Raw genomic sequence first — 17764 nt, 5'->3', positions numbered from 1 at the left:
GTGGCCCACTCGCGACCCTGCGTGCCTGACTATCGATCGAAGGTGCTCTTATGTCTCATCTTCTCGCCCGGCTACACCGCGGCCTGATCCTGTTCAATGGCAGCTTGGCAGGGCTTGCCATGGTGCTTATTTTCCTGCTGGTCGCGGGCAATGCCTTTGCGCGCTACACCTATGGCGGCTCCATTACCTGGGGAGAAGATACCGCCATCTATTTGATGATTTACGGCCTAATGTTTGGCATGTCCTGGGCGTACTTGCAGGACAAACATATCGGCTTTGACCTTATTCGTCGTCTACTGCCGCCGCGCTGGGTGCGCTGGCAGGCCGTGGCCGTTGACCTAGTAGTGCTTGTGGTGGGCATTGGCTTGATGTGGTCAGCCGTTGAATTCCTCGCCTCCCGCGGAGGCCGCACCTCATCAAGCACGGGGATGCCGATGTGGCTGTTTCAAGCCTCCATGCTAATTGGCGGCGGGTTGCTCAGCCTCTCTGCACTGGTGATGGCGGGCCTGCGTCTGAGCAATCAACAGGACGAGGAGACATCCGCATGATCTTTATACTGCTTCTAGCCCTTATTCTGCTTGGTGTGCCGTTTGCCTTTGCCATCCTCGGTTCGCTAACGGTGCTGATGAGCACCGGCGATTTGCCCTACCACATCCGTATCGTCTCTCAGCAGTTTTTCGGCGGGATGGAGTCTTTCCCGCTGCTGGCCATACCGCTGTTTATTTTGGCTGGCGAGCTGATGAACGAGGCGGGTATCACCCACCGGATTATTAACCTCGCCACCGCTATCGTCGGCCGTCTTAAAGCCGGACTGGCACACGTGAATATCTGGGCCTCGGTGATTTTTGCTGGCCTTTCCGGCTCGGCGATTGCCGACACCTCCGCGTTAGGGCGGGTGTTCATACCGTCAATGGAAAAAGAGGGCTACCCCCGGGATTTTGCCGCTGCGCTCACAGCTGCCTCTTCGGTCATTGGCCCGATTATTCCACCCAGTATTCCGGTGATTATCTATGCACTGACGGTGTCGGGTGTGTCGGTACCGGGACTGTTTTTGGCTGGTATCGTGCCGGGCTTTTTGCTGGCATTGGGGCTCTCCATCTACGTCTACTTTTTTGCTGGTGACCTTGGCGCCACCCAGTCAAAACAGCAGTCGCGCCGCCACGCCCTTCTCCACGGTCTGCTGCCTGCGCTCATGCCAGTGTTTGTGGTCGGGGCCATTCTTGCCGGTATCGTCACGCCCACCGAGGCGGCAGCCTTTGCCGTGGTCTACGCGCTGATTCTGGGCGTGGTGCTCTACCGCAATATCAAACTGGTGAACCTGCCCGCTATCTTCGCCCGGGCCATGCGCGACAGCGCGGTGATTATGGTGATCATGGGCGCCGTAGCGGCGGCCAACTGGGTGTTAACGTTTGAGCGCGTGCCCAACATGCTCACCGAGTGGGCACTGATGAGTATCGATACCCAGTGGACCTTCCTGATCGCCGTGATTCTGCTCCTGTTGGTGGTGGGTCTGTTTTTAGAGGGTATAGCGGCGATCTTGGTGCTCGTGCCGATCCTCCATCCCATTGCCATGGCGTTGGGTATCGACCCGCTGCACTTCGGCATCGTGGTGATCTTCAATCTGATGATGGGGCTGATCACGCCGCCCATGGGACTCTGCCTTTTTGTCGCAGACTCCGTCTCCGGCGTGGGAATGGGGCCAATTATCCGCCGCATTCTGCCGATGCTGGGCGTGCAGTTTTTGATTCTGCTGCTGATTACTTTCGTCCCCGCACTGGTCACCTTCCTGCCGCGACTGGCGGGTTACTGATGCTATTCAATGTAAGGAGCGTGATGCCATGTACTCATCCATTGCCACGGTTTGCCTAAGCGGCTCCCTGGAAGAGAAGGTAGACGCCATTGCTCAAGCCGGCTTTGAGGGGCTTGAGCTGTTTGAAAATGACCTAACGGCGTTTCCCGGCACGCCGCGGGAAGCGGGTGAGTTGATTCGCGCCCGCGGCCTTAAGCTGGTCACGCTCCAGCCGTTTCGCGATTTCGAAGGGCTGCAGGGGCGCGCACGGGAGCGGGCCTTTGACCGCGCCGAGCACAAATTCGACCTGATGGAGGAGCTGGGTACGGATCTGCTCATGGCGTGCAGTACCGTTCATCCCGACGCACTACCAGGCTTAAGCCGCGCCGCCGATGACTACTATGAGCTGGGCGAGCGTGCCGCGCGGCGTAATCTCCGCGTGGCCTATGAGGCGCTGGCCTGGGGTCGGCATATTCACGACTACCGCGATAGCTGGGAGGTGGTTCGCCGTGCAGCCCACCCCAATGTCGGCCTGGTGTTGGACACCTTCCATATCTTCTCCCGCCAGACCGAGCTGGGCACCATTGGCCGCATTCCGGGGGATCGCATCTTTCTGGTGCAGACCGCCGATGCACCGCGTCTCTCCATGGATCATCTGTCGTGGAGCCGCCACTACCGCTGTTTCCCTGGCCAGGGCGAGCTGCAGATGGATAAATTCATGGCCATGTTGGATGAGACCCGTTACGACGGCCCGCTCTCCCACGAGATCTTTAACGATGTCTTCCGCATGGGCCACAGCGACCAGACGGCCCGGGACGGGCTGCGTTCCTACCACTTGCTACGCAGCATGCAGGGCGACAGTGGCATTCCCGCACCGCAGCCGGTCGAGTCGGTCGCCTTTCTGGAAATTGCCGTTGAGCCTGCGGATTTAGCACCGCTGCGCGAGCTGCTCAGTGCGTTGGGTATGGCCTGCGTGGGGCGCCACCATACGCTTAACGCCGAGCGCTGGGCGGCAGGTGACGTTAATCTGGTGCTTAATGCCGAATCGAGCTTTACCGGCCGCACGCCAGGACGCGATGCCACCGCAGTAACGGCGATTGGCCTGCGCGTGGCAAATGCCTATGAGGCGTTTAAACGTGCAGACAAACTTGGCTACGATATTGTCGAACCTGAAGAAGTGGGCGCCAGCCACCGCATGAGCGCCCTGCGCAATGTGGATGGCAGCCTCTCCTACATTATTGATGACTCGCAGCTAAGCCGCACCTGGGATCGCGAGTTCCCTGTCGATGTGCAGCCGGTTCCTCAGGGGGCGCTGGTGGATATCGACCATATCAGCGTGGCGCTCTCCTACCACGACTACCTCTCGCTGATGCTGCAGTACCGCGCTATTTTCCAGCTGGCGCCAACACCCTCCTTCGATGTCACCGATCCCCGCGGGCTGATCCAAAGCCAAGTGCTGCAGAACTACAACGGCCGCTTTCGCCTGGCGCTTAACGCCAGCGCCTCGCCGGATACCGCCAGCAACCGCTTTGTGCGCCAATACGGCGGCTCGGGGATTCATCATGTCGCCCTGCGCACCAACGCCATGCGCGACACCAGCGCTGCGCTGCAGCAGGCGGGCACGCCGGTACTGCCAATCCCCGGGAATTACTACCGCGACCTGGCCGCGCGCTTCGACCTACCGGCGCAAACCCTGCAATGGATGCAAGCGCACCACATCCTCTTTGATCAGGACAGCGACGGTGACTTCCATCAGCTGTATACCCAACCCGGCCGCCAGGCGTTCTTCTTTGAGCTGGTGCAGCGTGAAGGGTACCAAGGGCTGGGGGCGCCGAACGCCTTTGTACGCGTCACCGCGCAACAGCGTTTGGAAGCGGCTATTAGCAGTCGTCATCAAGACAAGGGGGAGAGCCAAGCATGATCAAACTGGGGCTAGTAGGCGAGGGTATAGCAAAATCACAATCTCCCGATCTCCATGAGCGCTTGGGGGAATCATTGGGAGTGCCGGTGCGCTACGATTTAGTCGACAGCCTGGGGGTGACGGGTTTTGACTTTCCCAGCGCTATCCAAGCACTGCGCAGTGAGGGCTACCGGGGGACCAATGTCACCTTCCCTTTTAAGGAGAGAGCCGCGCAGCTGGCCGATATCCGCGGTGAAGGGGTGCGCCGGGTAGGCACCGCCAACACGCTGCTGTTCGATGAGCGCGGTCTACGCGCTGAAAACACCGATTACACCGGTTTTATCAGCGCCTACCGCCACTCTTTCGGCGACCAACCCGCGGGTGAGGTACTGCTGATTGGCGCCGGTGGCGTTGGGCGTGCGGTAGCGTGCGCGCTGGGAGAACTTGCCGTTAGCCACATCAATATTCTTGAACATGACACTGCCCGGGCAGAGAGCCTCAGCCGTGATCTTAACGCGATGGGCATTAAGGCGACGTGCATCACGCCAGAGCAGGCTCAGCGAGAACTGCCTCATTGGCAGGGCGTGGTCAACTGCTCCCCCATTGGTCACATCAATCACCCCGGCTGCCCCATCGATACCGCTGGGCTGAGTAGCCAGCACTGGGTCTTTGATGCGGTTTACATCCCCGCCCACACCGAGCTGTTAAACGCCGCCCACCAGGCGGACGCCAAAACACTGTCGGGTGTTGACCTGTTTGTGTTCCAGGGCGTGGATGCGTTTCGCTTTTTCACCGCCGATTGCATCGCCTCCGAACAGATCGATCCGCATGTGATACCGCTGCGTACGCATTATATTGAACAGTTGGTCTCCTCTTCTGCTCAATTCGTAACATAAAGCTCGGGCCATGAAGCACGAACAGATGCAAGGGAGCTGCGTTTTCGTTCTTAAAGCACCAACGTCAACCCTTGTCAGAACGACAGGTCTATGAGGAAACTCAACCTAATTCCCCTTTTCAGGTTACATGATAGCTTCAACCAGAGAGTGCTATATAAATCGACATGATCTACTTCAATACGACTTATTTTCAGAGTTGTATTTGGAAAGATAGGCACGTAAGAAATTGAATACTGTATGCTAATGGTAGATTTTTTTTTATAGTGGCGATTTATAGTGGGCTATAAAAGCCGGAAAGAGGGTAACTAGACCAATATGCCCAGCAAGCAAACCATGAACTTAGGACGCATTAAACGTCCGCGAACTCTAGCGATGGAAGTAGCGGATGAACTGAAGGCGGCAATCATCTCCACCAAGATTGGTCTAGGAGAAATACTTTCGGAAGAGCGTGTAGCGACCGAAATGGGTGTTAGCAGAACCCCTGTCCGCGAGGCTTTCTCGATTCTTCAGCACCAGGGGCTGCTTACAGTGCTACCTCGTCGAGGCAGCATTGTCTTCCGTCCAGATGCTAGCGACATTGAGATGCTGGTCGACTTCCGCCGGCAAATGGAACTGGGTGCAGCGAAGCTGGCTATTAACAGTGCGCCCGCCGAAACGTCGTCTGCACTGAACCGTATAATTGAAAGCATGGGCCACGCGCGTAACAACGATGAGTTACTAGCCTACACCGAGGCTGACGACGCCTTTCATGCCACTTTCTTCGAATTCTGCGGTAACCCTTATTATGGACAAGCTTACGAGCTGATCTCGGGGCGTATTAGTGCACTTCGTGCGCACCTTTCCGTGCCGCTGCAGATTTACCGCACGAAGGCTTATGACGAGCATTTAGCCATCGGGAACGCCTTCGAGGAAAGGGACGAGGAAAAGCTTCTGATTGTCTTGGAGCAGCATATCTCAGCAATGACAGAAAACTATGTGAAGGCGCTTGCCTCACTCTAATACCTGCCGAATTGACAGCCATAGACTCGGTGCCCTGTTTCGCATAAGAGTGATATTGCCTATATACGGCATACGTGGCTTTCAATCCTTCCCTCAGCTATTCAAACCAATCGATAACGAGGGCTTGAACTTTGTTTCGCAGAATTCAGGCCTGACATGTCATTGGTCCTGTTTGCTCGCTGAATGCGGCGTTCTCTATCTAAGCTCAACCACCTCGGATTCATACTAGCAATAGCAAAGAGACTAGCTTAGCCCCAAGGAACTGCTAACAGCACCTCACTTACCCGCCATCCTGTTACACAATCCAATATCTTCCAGAGTCACTCAGCGAAACGCCATGGTTTACCAGGGAGCATGACGTTGCGTCTGAGACAGAGGCAGAGGCAGAGGCAGAGGCAGAGGCAGAGGCAGAGGCAGAGGCAGAGGCAGAGGCAGAGGCAGAGGCAGAGGCAGAGGCAGAGGCAGAGGCAATGCTAACCCGTTGAAAAGACTGAATGCAGGCTTTTTTCATTCATTGAGAGCCCGTGCTTACGTCCTGCCATAAGGCAAAGATACTCCTGAGTGATCATTTATCTGCTTGTTGACATACTGTATGTCAGTGAATTAGATTTCTATCAGTGAGGCCGCCAGTAATCTTAAAAACAAAGGAAAACAAAATGTTTAAGAAGCCCCTTACCTTAGCGGTTGCTGTTGCAATAACGCTGGGAACCCAATACGCCACTGCACAAGATACGATCACGCTTCGCGTAGCACACTCTATGCCTACATCTCATAGCTACCAGTCCTGGATTGAGGATTTCGCGGTCGAGCTAGAACGCTTGGCTCCAGGTAAAATTGAGGTCGAAGCTTTCCCGAATGCCCAACTCGGAACCGAGACGGAATACCTTGAAGGTATGCAGTTTGGTGTGATTGAAGGAGCCGTAGTCGGACGCCACGGCCAGATTGATCAGCGACTCGAAGTTCTAAATTTGCCGATGATCTACAGAGATGCCAACCATCTAGATGAGGTCCTACGCAGTGGTAGTGAGGTTCAGCAGACGTTAGATGACATCATGTACGAAAATGGCTTCAAGGTGCTGGGTTGGGGGGAGCTGGGCTTCCGCGACATTACCACTTCTGGAGTACCAATCCGCAAGGCCCAAGACTTGGAGGGGCTCGATATCCGAGTGCCGAATGTCGAGCCATGGCTCATCGCCTTTCGTGAATGGGGCGCAAACCCTACACCGCTCGATTTTTCTGAACTCTACTCGGCACTTCAGCAAGGCGTAGTGGACGCGCAGGAAAACCCACCTGAGGTTATCGTTAACTCACGTTTCGATGAGGTTCAGGACACGCTTTCGCTGACTGAGCATGCCTCGATCCCATCGGAGTTCATTGTGTCTGCCCGCTTTTGGGAAGGCTTAGACTCCGATTTGCAAGAAGCCGTCATGGAAGCAGCGACGATCAGTCGTGATGCTCAGGTGCAAGCTACACGTGAAGCTAACGAAGCGTTGGTGAATGAACTGTCCGACCGTGGTATGACCATCGTTTCAGATGTGGATCGTGAGAGTTTTCGCGTTGGTGCCGAGGCTTCATGGGCAGCCTATGAGGATCGCATTGGCGCCGATCTAATTGAAGCCGTCCGCACCGCTGGCCAGGATTGAAACCATGGAACTGATTAGCCGGATCCTGAAGATCCTGATCGGCCTACTGCTGGCTGCGCTAGTGGCTGTCGTCACGCTGGGCGTTGTCTATCGCTACTTCCTTCAGTCTTCTCTTTATTGGGGGACTGAAGTGCCGAACATCATCCTGGTCTGGCTGGTCTTTCTCGGCAGCGTTGCCGCTTATCACCAGCACTCGCACATCGCTTTCACCGTGGTGAGCGAAATGCTGCCAGGCTGGCTCGGTCGCTGGAACGCGGTGATTGTGCTGATGGTGACGCTAGTCTTCTTCGGCATCATGTTGTGGCAGGGCGTTCTGCTAACACAACAGGGTATGACCTCGTTCACTGAAGCGTTGCGCATCTCTAAAGCATGGGTATATGGCGCTATACCCTTTTCCTCGGCGCTGATCGTGCTCATGGTGCTAGAACGGTTGGGCCCGGCATTAAAGGCTGCGGTCAGACGCGACGCATAATAAAACTAATCCGATAGGAAACTAACAAATGCTGCTGACAATCGCACTCGTCTTTGTCTTGCTGCTGCTCATTGGCGTGCCCATCGGTTTCGGTATGGGGCTTGCGGCTACCATCGCTATTTGGCTGGATGGCAGCTACCCGCTGCTGATCATCGGGCACAAAATGGTGAATGCCATTTCGTCGTTTTCGCTGGTTGCGGTGCCGCTCTTCATTCTTGCAGGAGCATTGGCTGGCGAAACGTCTATTGCGCAGCGTCTAGTGCGTTTCGCCGATGCAGTTGTTGGGCATATTCGTGGTGGCTTGGGACAAGTGAATGTTGCCGCCTCCATGTTCTTTGGCGGTATCTCCGGGTCGGCGGTGGCCGATACCGCGGCGCTCGGCTCACTCATGGTACCGCCAATGGAACGGCAGGGTTACACCCGAGAAGATGCGGGTGCCATTACCATTTGCTCATCCACCATCGGCGTACTGATACCACCCTCAATTCCCATGGTGCTCTACGGTATTACGGTGGGTGAAAGCGTGGGTCAGCTATTTCTCGCGGGGATTGTGCCTGGCTTGTTAGTGGGTCTGATGCTGATGGCGGCGGTCTTCACGATGGCCAAACGCAAAAAGTGGCCACGCCGCGAACGCCGTGCCACCCGCAGGGAGCTTTGGGAGAGCTTTAAAAGTGCCTTTCTTTCGCTGCTGCTTCCGGTCTTCCTGCTCGGTGCCATTGTAAGTGGACTGACGACGGCGACAGAGGCGGGCGTTATCGGCGTGATCTATGCGCTGCTGCTAGGCGGTGTGGTCTATCGTGATCAGACGCTGATACAGATGTGGAAGGTTCTGGTTAACTCTGCGATCAACACGGCCGTGCCACTGTTTATCCTCGCTACCACCTCCGTTACAGCCTGGATTGTTGCTGTGGAGAGATACCCAGCCACCTTGGTAAGTCTTTTTGAGACGGGTGGATACGGTCCTTGGACGATCATCCTATTGATCATTCTCTTTTTGCTGGTGGTTGGGATGTTCATGGATCTTGTCCCGGCGCTGGTGCTCTTCGCCCCAATACTGCTGCCTGTGGCAGAGGCGGCAGGCTACGATTCAGTGCACTTCGGCATCATTATGATCATGACGTTAGGGATTGGCCTGGTAACGCCACCCGTGGGCAACTGTATCTATCTAGGCTCGGTGATTGCGCGAGTCGGTGTTGGGCGCCTATCTATTGCCTCGTTGCCTTTCCTGGCCGTCAACATGCTGGCGCTGTGCCTCGTGGCCTTCTGGCCTTGGCTGACGCTGGCACTACCAAAACTATTCTACTGAGTCATCAGCTGCAGTTCCTTAGGCAATGCGGCAGGAGAACCAAATAATGACGGGATTTTTGGGGCAAGGAATACTTGCCAATTGGGGCGGTGTGACCGAGGTAGCAGAGACGGATTACAACGCTTGGCACAGCCTTGAGCACATGCCTGAAAGAATGTCGGTTCCGGGATTCCTTCGTGGTCGACGCTGTATTGCGGTGGAAGGAACGCCGGCTCACCGTCGCTACTTTATGATGTATGAGACTCGCACGCTTGAGACATTAGAGTCTTCGCCTTATCTTGCGCGCCTTAACGACCCAACGCCCTGGACGCAGCGAATTTTATCGGAATACATAGCGCCCTCGCGGACGATTTGCCGTGTCCTTGGCAGTGCAGGGCGTGGTGTCGGGGGTTGGATCGCCACTTTTGAGTTTGGAGAAGATAAGCGAGACACGGCAACCGCATTCGCTAACGGCGACTGGATAGATAAGATAATGCACCTTGATGGCATATTGGCAGCTCATGCGCTCGAAGGTGATCCTACCACTGGCCAGCAGCCCACAAAGGAGAAAATCTTCCGCGAATCTCGCGATAAAGACATTACCGTCGCCGTTGCTCTGTTGGTTGAAGGAATGGATCGTGCCTCTGTTGAGGCGGCGATAGTGGCGCTTAAGAATCACCTGGGAGCACTTGCGTCTGACTGCATCACGCTTTACCAAACCCAGCACGTACTGAGCGATGTCGATGCCCATGAGTGATCTTGCCTTCCCTCCACTCCCCTCCGCAGAGGCGCCCAAAGTTCTTGTGACTGGGGCCGCGGGTTTCATCGGCGCTTGGACACTGCGCGCACTACTCTTTGAGGGCTACTGCCCCGTCGTATTTGACTTGAAAGAGGATCGCCGTTTGGTGGCCGCGATCTGTGGCTCGGATGCCGCCAACATGCTCAATTGGCACATAGGCGATATCCGGGACACCGATCAGTTGCAAGCAGCAGCCATGGGGACGGAGCGCATCATTCATCTAGCAGGCATGCTGACTCCCGGCTGCCGTGCTAACCCTCGGCTCGGGGCTGAAGTGAATCTGATCGGCCTGCTTAACGTCTTTGCTGTCGCACAAACACTCAACCAGAAGAGCGTGATCTACATGAGTTCTGCCGGGGTTTACGGCCCTAGCGGGGGCTCAACCCCCCAGCCAACAACGCTGTATGGGGCCTTTAAGTTGGCCGGCGAAATCTGCGCGCAGTCTTTCTGGGATAATGATGGGCTCGCCTCCGTCGGGGTGCGGCCTTATGTGGTTTACGGGCCTGGTCGCGAGATAGGCCTTTCTGCTGGACCAAGCCTTGCTGCACGTGCTGTGGCTGAAGGTCGATCGTTCACGATTCCCTTTACAGGGTTGCTTGACATGATTTATGTCGCAGACGTGGCCACAGCCTTTATGGCCGCACTGAAAGCCGATATTGCGGGCGCGCACGTGGTGAATTTGTTCGGCCAAAGAATCGAGGCCGTCGAGGTGGCGCGCATGCTTGACGAGCAGGCCAGCGAGGATATCTCGGTTACAGCAACGGGGGATCCGATGCCAATTGTGCTTCCGCCACCCGATGACAGTGCAGCCATATTGGTGGACTGGTCGCCCACACCACTTTCTCAAGGGCTGAAACAGACGATCAAATATTACCGAGCGAACGCTGGAGTAGAATCATGACAAGGAAGCTGGAAGGGCAAATCACGATCATTACCGGAGGGGCTCGCGGCATTGGACGTGGGATCGCTAAGCGCCTGGCGGCAGACGGCGCGCAGGTCATTATCTGGGATATCCGGCCCGAGTATTTCGACTCAGTGGCTGCGGGTTTCGAGCCAATTGACACTATGGCCGTCGATGTTGCTGATCCCGAAAGTGTTGCCACTGCCGCTCAAACAGTGCTGACTACGTATGGCGCTCCATCTATTGTTGTAAATAACGCGGGAATTAATGGGCCCGTCGTCCCCGTGACTGATTATGATTTCGAGACATGGCGACGGGTGATACAAGTGAACCTTGATAGCGTGTTCCTGGTTAGCCGCGCCTTCGTACCCGCCATGGTTGAAAAGAGCTACGGACGCATTGTTACCGTCGCCTCCATTGCTGGAAAGGAAGGAGTACCCGGCATCGCTGCCTACGCTTCGGCTAAAGCGGGAGCCATCGGTTTCACGAAGTCGCTCGCGAAAGAGCTAGTGACCAGCGGGGTTACTGTTAATGCTGTGGCCCCGGTAATGGTTGAAACAGAACTATTAGAGCAAATGACGGCAGAGCATATCGCTGCTTCGAAAGCGAAGATCCCGATGCAACGCCTACTCGGTATTGAGGAGCTGGCAGCTGTCGTGGCCTTCGCAGCTAGTCCTGAATGCTCATGTACCACGGGCTTCGTGTTCGATGCATCGGGCGGGCGGGCGACTTACTAATGGCTCATCCCATCGGACTCGCGCATTTGAGCGCAATGGAACTCGAGCCTGCTGCGCTCATCGATTTGGCGGCCAACACTGGGCATGCTTCGGTCGCGCTGCGCTTACATTCAGCGGCGGCCGGCACGCCCGTCTACCCGATGGTTCCTGGCTCTGTCGAGACACTGGCGCTGCGTGATTATGCCCATTCCCGGGGCATAGCTATTAGCGAAATAGAGCTAGTGCCGATCACCCACAACCTTGCGCCGGACACCCTACGACCTCTTCTGCAAGTAGCAAAGGAGCTGGGAGCAACCGGATTGATTGTTACCGGTGATATCGATGATCGAGCGTTGTTGATTGACCGCTTTGCAGCAATCTGCAAAAACGCAGCAGCACACGGGCTGCTTGTCCATCTTGAATTCATGCGCTGGCGTGCTGTTGGCACGCTCTCGGATGCACGTGAGGTGGTAGAGCGCTCCGAGCAGCATAATGCACGAATTCTGGTGGATTTGTTGCATCTTGCCCGCTCAGGCGGAACTGCTGAAGAGTTAGCCACGCTGCCACCGGATTTCGTCAATCTGGTGCAGATTTGCGACGCCACGGCTGAGCTTCAAGGCGATATTATTGCCGAAGCACGTGGCGGTCGACTCATACCTGGTCAAGGCGCACTACCCATTCAGGACATGCTCTCAGCTCTACGCGGTACATGGAACGCAGCTCTTGAACTACCTGGCATGGGTGAAGGAGACGCTAGGCATACAGCACTGGCCGAAGCACGGGCACAGGTTGAGAAGCTGTGTAGGTAAAGCACCCACGCTAGTCACCTTCCTGCCACGCCTATTGGGCTACTGATATTACTCAATGCAAGGAGCGTGATGCCATGTACTCATCCATTGCCACGGTTTGCCTAAGCGGCTCGCTCGAAGAGAAGGTAGACGCCATTGCCCAAGCTGGCTTTGAGGGGCTTGAGCTGTTTGAAAACGACCTAACGGCGTTTCCCGGCACGCCGTGGGAGGCGGGGGAGTTGATACGCTCCCGCGGCCTTAAGCTGGTCACGCTGCAGCCGTTTCGCGATTTCGAAGGTCTCCAGGGCCGCGCGGCGACACCTGCGTGTGGCCTATGAGGCGATGGCCTGGGGCCGCCATATTCACGACTACCGCGACAGCCGGGAGGTGGTGCGCCGGGCGGCCCACCCTAATGTCGGCCTGGTGCTGGACACTTTCCATATCTTCTCCCGCCAGACAGAGCTGGGATGCAAGCGCACCACATCCTCTTTGATCAGGACAGCGACGGTGACTTCCATCAGCTGTATACCCAACCCAGCCGTCAGGCGTTCTTCTTTGAGCTGGTGCAGCGTGAAGGTTACCAAGGGCTGGGCGCGCCGAATGCCTTTGTGCGCGTCACCGCGCAGCAGCGCTTGGAAGCTGAAATTAACGGCAGCGCTCAAGATGCTGCTGTTTGACCCTGACCGTCTGCGGGCTGAAAATACCGATTGCATCGCCTCTGAACAGATCGATCCGCATGTGACACCACTGCGTACGCATTATATCGAGCAACTTGTCACGCCTTCTGTTCACTCCATGCCATGAAGCGCAAGAGAAATAGCGTACAATTATTCGTTATTCGAACTTAATCATTTGCCTTCATGCGCTAAGGGGCCGCCATGCTCGCTATACTTGGGATTACCACGCCCATATTCCTACTCATTGGCTTAGGCTATATAGCGAGATGGAGCGGTATTATTCAGCGCGATCAGATGCAGGGGGTGGGCGTATTTGTACTTTACTGCGCGCTGCCCGCGCTCGTGATTCGTGCGTTAACCCAGCAGCCTCTGGAAGATATTTTCAAGCTCAACTACCTGGTTGCTTACGGCCTGGGCTCTATCGCCGTGTTTAGTGGGGGGTTGCTGCTCTGCTTAAAACGACAGCGCCAGCCCCTTAACGCCAGTGCCATGCAGGCCCTAGGTATGGCTGCGTCCAACAGTGGCTTTGTCGGCTACCCGGTGGCGGCCATGGTCATTGGCTCCCCAGCGGCGGTGCTCTTGGCGCTGAATATGGTCATTGAAAACCTGCTTATTATTCCCGCCGCGCTGATTTTAGCTGAAATGGGCAGCCATCAAGGTTCCAGCGTATGGAAAACGGTCAAACACACAGCGCTTAGCCTAATCAAAAATCCGGTGCTGATTGGTTTACTGGTCGGCATTAGTCTCGCGGTATCCCACGTGCAGATACCTGGCCCGCTGTTTAAAGCCATTGATATGCTAGCCGATGCAGCTGGCCCTGCGGCGCTTTTCGTCATTGGCGGGGCGCTGTTTGGCCTGCAGGTGAAAGGAATGGCCAGGGACGTTGGCCAAATAGTGGCCGGCAAACTCCTCTTTCACCCACTGGCTATATTCATCGCCTTTTATCTTGTCCCAGGTATCGACCCACTTTATATGGCCGGTGCGCTGCTGTTTGCTGCCGCTCCGTTGATCAGCATTTACCCCCTACTCGGCCAGCGCTATGGCTTAGCCGGGGTGAGCGCGGCGGCTCTGCTGGTGGCGACTATAGCCTCCTTCTTTACGCTTAGCCTAATAATTTGGTTGATGACGATGTCGGGACTGATGACGTTTTAACGTTTGGGTTTATACAAAAACAAAGATTGATGACCGCCAAGGATAACAAAAATGCATTCACACTCTGATCAAAGCAGAACATCTCAGCATCACTGCGCCGTGGTGACCGGCGGGGCTAGAAACATCGGCCAAGCCATTGCCCTGCGTCTCCAGCAGGAGGGTTACCAGGTTATCGTGGTAGATATTGTTGAGCCGGAAGCAGCGTCTTTGCAAGCTGATGCCGTCCTGGTCGACCTTGCCGATGCCGATGCCTCTCGCCGGGTGATGGCGAAAATAGCCGAGCGCCATACGGTGACCCGGTTGATCAATAACGTAGGCATTGTCGCCCCCGCGCTGCTTGAAGAGTCGCGGCTTGAAGACTTCGACACATTAATGCACCTGAACGTCCGCTCGGCGCTGATATGCACACAGGCATTGCTGCCTTCCATGAAAGCAGCCGGTATGGGGCGCATCGTCATCAATGCCAGCCGCGTGGTGCTCGGCAAAGAGGCGCGCACCATTTACAGCGCCACGAAAGGAGCGCTGCAGTCTATGGCGAGAACCTGGGCGTTGGAGCTGGCGGAACACGGCATTACGGTTAACTGCGTTGCCCCAGGGCCCATCGCTACCAGTGCCTTTTGGGAGAATAATCCTCCCGATTCTGAGCGCGCCCGTCGCATCATCGATAATATTCCGTTAAAGCGTATGGGCCAGCCCGAAGACGTAGCCCAGGCCGTCAGCTTCTTTTGCGACGACCGAAGCGGCTTTATGACCGGCCAAACGCTGTTTGTTTGCGGCGGTGTTACGGTCGGATAGGCCAACCAAGGGCAGCGCGCTCAGCGCAGGCTACTCCCCCTTATGCGCCGCCCAGCTCGGCAAGTGCCTGGGCCAGCGAGTTGGCTTGGCGACGCTCATACAGCGCAATTTCATCCGTCACGGCGGTGCCCAGGGCCTGCTCAAACGTCTGCTGGCTGGAGTGGCTGCTGTACTCATCGCGCGTCCCATCGCCCAGGTTAGACTGGAAGATGCCCGCCGCACTCACCGGCAGAAAATCTTCGTAGATCATGGGCGTTGCCACCAGCGCACCCGTTGCTAAAAGCCGTTCGATGTTATCGCTAGTGGCGTCCTCTGCCGTGGTAGCCCCCGGCACTGCACGGTAATGGAAAAATGCCAGCTCTTGGCGGCGCAGCGCGTCTTGATCATCAGGAAACTCAGCAAACGCTTGGGCTAAATGAGCTTGATGGTCAGCATTAGAAACGGCTGGATCGCCCTGACGTGAAGCAGCCAGCAACTGGTCGTAAAGCATTCGCCCTTTACGGGTCAAGGCAACCCCGCGCTGCTCGATTTCACCAAAGCGCGCCGTATGCTGGCCTTCTGCCTCATCCGCAAAGTAGATGGACTCCTCCAGTGCTTTAAAACTGGTTTGCCGTAATAGAATCGGGCAGTGGCGCCTAGGCGGCCCTTCAATAATCGCCTTCGGGGTAATACCTTTTGTCGGCATGCGCTGCTGCACCGCGTCTATGTCCAGGGTACGCGGGGTCAAGTGGTTGATATGCGGCCCGCGGAAGCAAACCACATCCGCGATCAAGCGATGCTCTTGGTGTAGCGCTTGATAGGTCGCTAAATCGACGGTGGCATCACGGTGCCAGCGGAAGGTTTCCAACGCCTCAACCACAAAGGTTTCGGCCTCGGCTTCGTTGAGCCCACCCTGAGCCTCAAAGCGTTCGATCAGGGCGACGGCCTGCGGGGTGACGATCTCTCGCGACGCTATAATCGCCGCCGCCCGTTCGCGCAGCTCGGCATCCGCAATGAGCTCAAGCCGGAGTAACGACGTGAACAAACGGAAAGGGTTTAACTTCAGCGCTTCATCGTCGATGGGACGAAACGCCGTTGCATGAACAGGCACGCCAGCGACTGAAAGGTCATAGTAACCCACCGGAAACATGCCCATAACGGCAAACATGCGGCGCAACAGCGCCAATTCTTCGGGGCTGCCCACCCGGATAGCGCCGTGTCGCTCAACGTGCAAGCGTTCCATCTCACCGTTTGCAGTGAGCGTGTCCGCTAGCCTAGTATCGCGCTCGATCACCTCTCGATTAACGTCAGCCACTAGCGAGAGCAGCGTGCCGTACTGGGGTACCTCTTGCTGATACATATCGGACATCGCTTGGGAAAAGCGGTCACGGATACGATCGGCACTATAAAAGTGGTCACTCATTGACTTGTTCTCTTGTCACATTCAAATGTTTGTAAAGCCTTAGCGGTTTAGGAGGTCTTAGACGTTATAGGACGCTTCCTGCGCGCCTCCCAAAAGCGATAAAACGCCAAGCCAATCGAGCCCACTGTCAGGGCAATAAAGAACCAAGTAATCGGGCCACGTACAAAAATTGATAGGTCATTGGAGCCGATTAAAAGAGAGCGGCGCAGGTTATCTTCAAACATCGGACCCAGGATAAAACCAATCAGAAACGGAGCTGCGGGTATCGCCGCCCGATTGAAGATATATCCCAGCACACCGAAGGCCAACATCAACCCAACATCGAAGGTATCGTTATTGACCGCATAGGCGCCGTATACGCAAAACATCAGGACGATGGGAAACAGAATCGGCTTTGGAATATCAGCAATTAATGAGAAGTACTTAATTGCCACATTACCCACCACCAGCAAAATAACGGAGCTGAGCATGATGCCCATAAACAGCGCATAAATCAGTGATAGGTTCTCTTGGAACATCAGCGGGCCAGGCGTCAAACCATGCACCATAAAGGCGCCGAGTATAATCGCGGTAATCACATCACCAGGAATACCTAACGAGAGCAGAGGGATCATGGTAGCGCCCGCGACGCCATTATTGCCCGCCTCCGCGGCCGCAACACCCTCGACTTCACCTTTACCGAAATTAGCCTTATTAGGCGAGCGCCTGCGCGCATCGCTGTAAGAAATAAACGCCGCCGCGGTGGCGCCAGTACCCGGTATCGCGCCGATGATGACCCCAATTAAACTGCCCCGTACGATGCTCGACATGCAGCGCTTCAGTTCGGAAAACGCCAAGCCAGCACCACTGGCCTTAGCCTTAATATGCGGCACCGCTTTTTTGCGATAAAACTCAATAATCTCCGGTATGGCGAATAGACCAATCAACAAGGGAATAAAGGAGATGCTATCCATTAAGTTGTAGCTGCCAAAGGTCAACCGCTGAGAGCCAAAGACATCGTCAAGCCCTACCATGGAAAGCAGAATGCCCAGCAAAGCCGCCATTAAGCCCTTAATCATCGAGCCACTGGCCAAGGAAATAATAATGGTCAGCGAGAAGCAGATCAGCCAGAAAAATTCTGGGGCGCCGAAATTAAGCGCGATCTTAGCCAGATAAGCGGCAAAGAAGATAAGCGCGATGTTGGAGATAAAATCGGCGATAACCGAAGAGTATAGCGCCGCTTTGAGGGCTTTCTTCGCATGCCCCTGCTGGGCCATGGGATAGCCGTCAAGCAGCGTACAGGCAGAAGCAGGAGAGCCTGGCGTGCGTATCAAGATCGCCGTAATCGAACCACCGTACATCCCCCCTTTGTAAATCCCCACCAGCAGCAAGATGGCGGCAATCGGCTGCATTGAGAAGGTGAAGGGTAGCGCTAATGCCACCGCCATTGTCGCGGTTAATCCTGGGATCGAACCCACCACCACACCGATGACAACCCCCACGGCGATCGCCAGGAAGTTCTCCAGGGTAAAGAATAGGTGTATGACTTCCGAAAAATTTTCCATAGCTCA

18 protein-coding genes and 1 pseudogene are annotated in these 17764 nt (G+C 55.8%); 17 read left to right on the top strand and 2 right to left on the bottom strand.

Annotation, left to right across the window (positions count from 1 at the left end):
- Nucleotides 1–50: 50 nt before the first annotated feature.
- From AC4EYZ_RS12440 to AC4EYZ_RS12360, 17 genes and pseudogenes are all read left to right on the top strand, one after another.
- A complete protein-coding gene (locus AC4EYZ_RS12440) occupies nucleotides 51–548 on the top strand; it encodes a TRAP transporter small permease (RefSeq protein ID WP_022521152.1) in 498 nt (165 codons plus the stop codon).
- Nucleotides 545–1810 (top strand): TRAP transporter large permease, encoded by a 1266-nt coding sequence (locus tag AC4EYZ_RS12435; protein WP_022521151.1) that lies wholly within the window; start codon nucleotides 545–547, stop codon nucleotides 1808–1810. The genes AC4EYZ_RS12440 and AC4EYZ_RS12435 overlap by 4 nt, the downstream gene beginning before the upstream one ends.
- A gap of 28 nt (nucleotides 1811–1838) precedes the next feature.
- Nucleotides 1839–3710 (top strand): bifunctional sugar phosphate isomerase/epimerase/4-hydroxyphenylpyruvate dioxygenase family protein, encoded by a 1872-nt coding sequence (locus AC4EYZ_RS12430; RefSeq protein ID WP_022521150.1) that lies wholly within the window; start codon nucleotides 1839–1841, stop codon nucleotides 3708–3710.
- Nucleotides 3707–4585, top strand: a complete 879-nt coding sequence (locus AC4EYZ_RS12425) for a shikimate dehydrogenase family protein (protein ID WP_022521149.1) — start codon at nucleotides 3707–3709, stop codon at nucleotides 4583–4585. The genes AC4EYZ_RS12430 and AC4EYZ_RS12425 overlap by 4 nt, the downstream gene beginning before the upstream one ends.
- A gap of 333 nt (nucleotides 4586–4918) precedes the next feature.
- Complete coding sequence (locus AC4EYZ_RS12420) at nucleotides 4919–5584, top strand: GntR family transcriptional regulator (RefSeq protein ID WP_158414237.1); 666 nt, start codon at nucleotides 4919–4921, stop codon at nucleotides 5582–5584.
- Between the two features lie 656 nt (nucleotides 5585–6240).
- Complete coding sequence (locus AC4EYZ_RS12415) at nucleotides 6241–7227, top strand: TRAP transporter substrate-binding protein (RefSeq protein ID WP_022521147.1); 987 nt, start codon at nucleotides 6241–6243, stop codon at nucleotides 7225–7227.
- A 4-nt stretch (nucleotides 7228–7231) separates the two neighbouring features.
- Complete coding sequence (locus AC4EYZ_RS12410; RefSeq protein ID WP_022521146.1) at nucleotides 7232–7699, top strand: TRAP transporter small permease; 468 nt, start codon at nucleotides 7232–7234, stop codon at nucleotides 7697–7699.
- 28 nt (nucleotides 7700–7727) lie between these two features.
- On the top strand, nucleotides 7728–9005 hold the full coding sequence (locus tag AC4EYZ_RS12405) for a TRAP transporter large permease (protein WP_022521145.1): 1278 nt from the start codon (nucleotides 7728–7730) through the stop codon (nucleotides 9003–9005).
- A 46-nt stretch (nucleotides 9006–9051) separates the two neighbouring features.
- A complete protein-coding gene (locus tag AC4EYZ_RS12400; RefSeq protein WP_022521144.1) occupies nucleotides 9052–9741 on the top strand; it encodes a DUF4286 family protein in 690 nt (229 codons plus the stop codon).
- A complete protein-coding gene (locus tag AC4EYZ_RS12395; protein WP_022521143.1) occupies nucleotides 9728–10684 on the top strand; it encodes an NAD-dependent epimerase/dehydratase family protein in 957 nt (318 codons plus the stop codon). The genes AC4EYZ_RS12400 and AC4EYZ_RS12395 overlap by 14 nt, the downstream gene beginning before the upstream one ends.
- Nucleotides 10681–11421 carry an SDR family NAD(P)-dependent oxidoreductase gene (locus AC4EYZ_RS12390; protein ID WP_022521142.1) on the top strand — a complete coding sequence of 247 codons (741 nt, stop codon included), beginning with the start codon at nucleotides 10681–10683 and terminating at the stop codon, nucleotides 11419–11421. Before AC4EYZ_RS12395 ends, AC4EYZ_RS12390 begins: the two co-directional genes overlap by 4 nt.
- Nucleotides 11421–12209 carry a sugar phosphate isomerase/epimerase family protein gene (locus tag AC4EYZ_RS12385; protein WP_022521141.1) on the top strand — a complete coding sequence of 263 codons (789 nt, stop codon included), beginning with the start codon at nucleotides 11421–11423 and terminating at the stop codon, nucleotides 12207–12209. The genes AC4EYZ_RS12390 and AC4EYZ_RS12385 overlap by 1 nt, the downstream gene beginning before the upstream one ends.
- Before the next feature lie 74 nt (nucleotides 12210–12283).
- Nucleotides 12284–12526: a sugar phosphate isomerase/epimerase gene (locus AC4EYZ_RS12380; protein WP_022521140.1), complete on the top strand. Its 243-nt coding sequence runs from the start codon at nucleotides 12284–12286 to the stop codon at nucleotides 12524–12526.
- A gap of 4 nt (nucleotides 12527–12530) precedes the next feature.
- Nucleotides 12531–12584 (top strand): annotated as a pseudogene (locus tag AC4EYZ_RS12375) (hypothetical protein); the annotation flags it as partial.
- Between the two features lie 71 nt (nucleotides 12585–12655).
- A complete protein-coding gene (locus AC4EYZ_RS12370; RefSeq protein ID WP_053856937.1) occupies nucleotides 12656–12865 on the top strand; it encodes a hypothetical protein in 210 nt (69 codons plus the stop codon).
- 201 nt (nucleotides 12866–13066) lie between these two features.
- Nucleotides 13067–14017, top strand: coding sequence for an AEC family transporter (locus AC4EYZ_RS12365; protein WP_022521138.1), 951 nt, complete (start codon nucleotides 13067–13069; stop codon nucleotides 14015–14017).
- Nucleotides 14018–14068: 51 nt separating this feature from the next.
- Entirely contained in the window at nucleotides 14069–14812 is a 744-nt protein-coding gene (locus AC4EYZ_RS12360; protein ID WP_022521137.1) for an SDR family NAD(P)-dependent oxidoreductase, read from the top strand.
- A gap of 40 nt (nucleotides 14813–14852) precedes the next feature.
- On the opposite strand, the gene hglS is transcribed toward AC4EYZ_RS12360, so the two are convergent.
- Both hglS and AC4EYZ_RS12350 read right to left on the bottom strand, forming a co-directional pair.
- Nucleotides 14853–16214 carry a 2-oxoadipate dioxygenase/decarboxylase HglS gene (gene hglS, locus AC4EYZ_RS12355; RefSeq protein WP_022521136.1) on the bottom strand — a complete coding sequence of 454 codons (1362 nt, stop codon included), beginning with the start codon at nucleotides 16212–16214 and terminating at the stop codon, nucleotides 14853–14855.
- A 47-nt stretch (nucleotides 16215–16261) separates the two neighbouring features.
- The gene (locus AC4EYZ_RS12350) at nucleotides 16262–17758 is read right to left on the bottom strand and encodes a tripartite tricarboxylate transporter permease (RefSeq protein WP_022521135.1); all 1497 of its coding nucleotides are present in this window, start codon (nucleotides 17756–17758) and stop codon (nucleotides 16262–16264) included.
- Nucleotides 17759–17764 lie beyond the last annotated feature (6 nt).

It is taken from the genome of Vreelandella sp. 162(4c), assembly GCF_058152265.1.
This window is presented reverse-complemented; position numbering and strand designations above follow the sequence as displayed.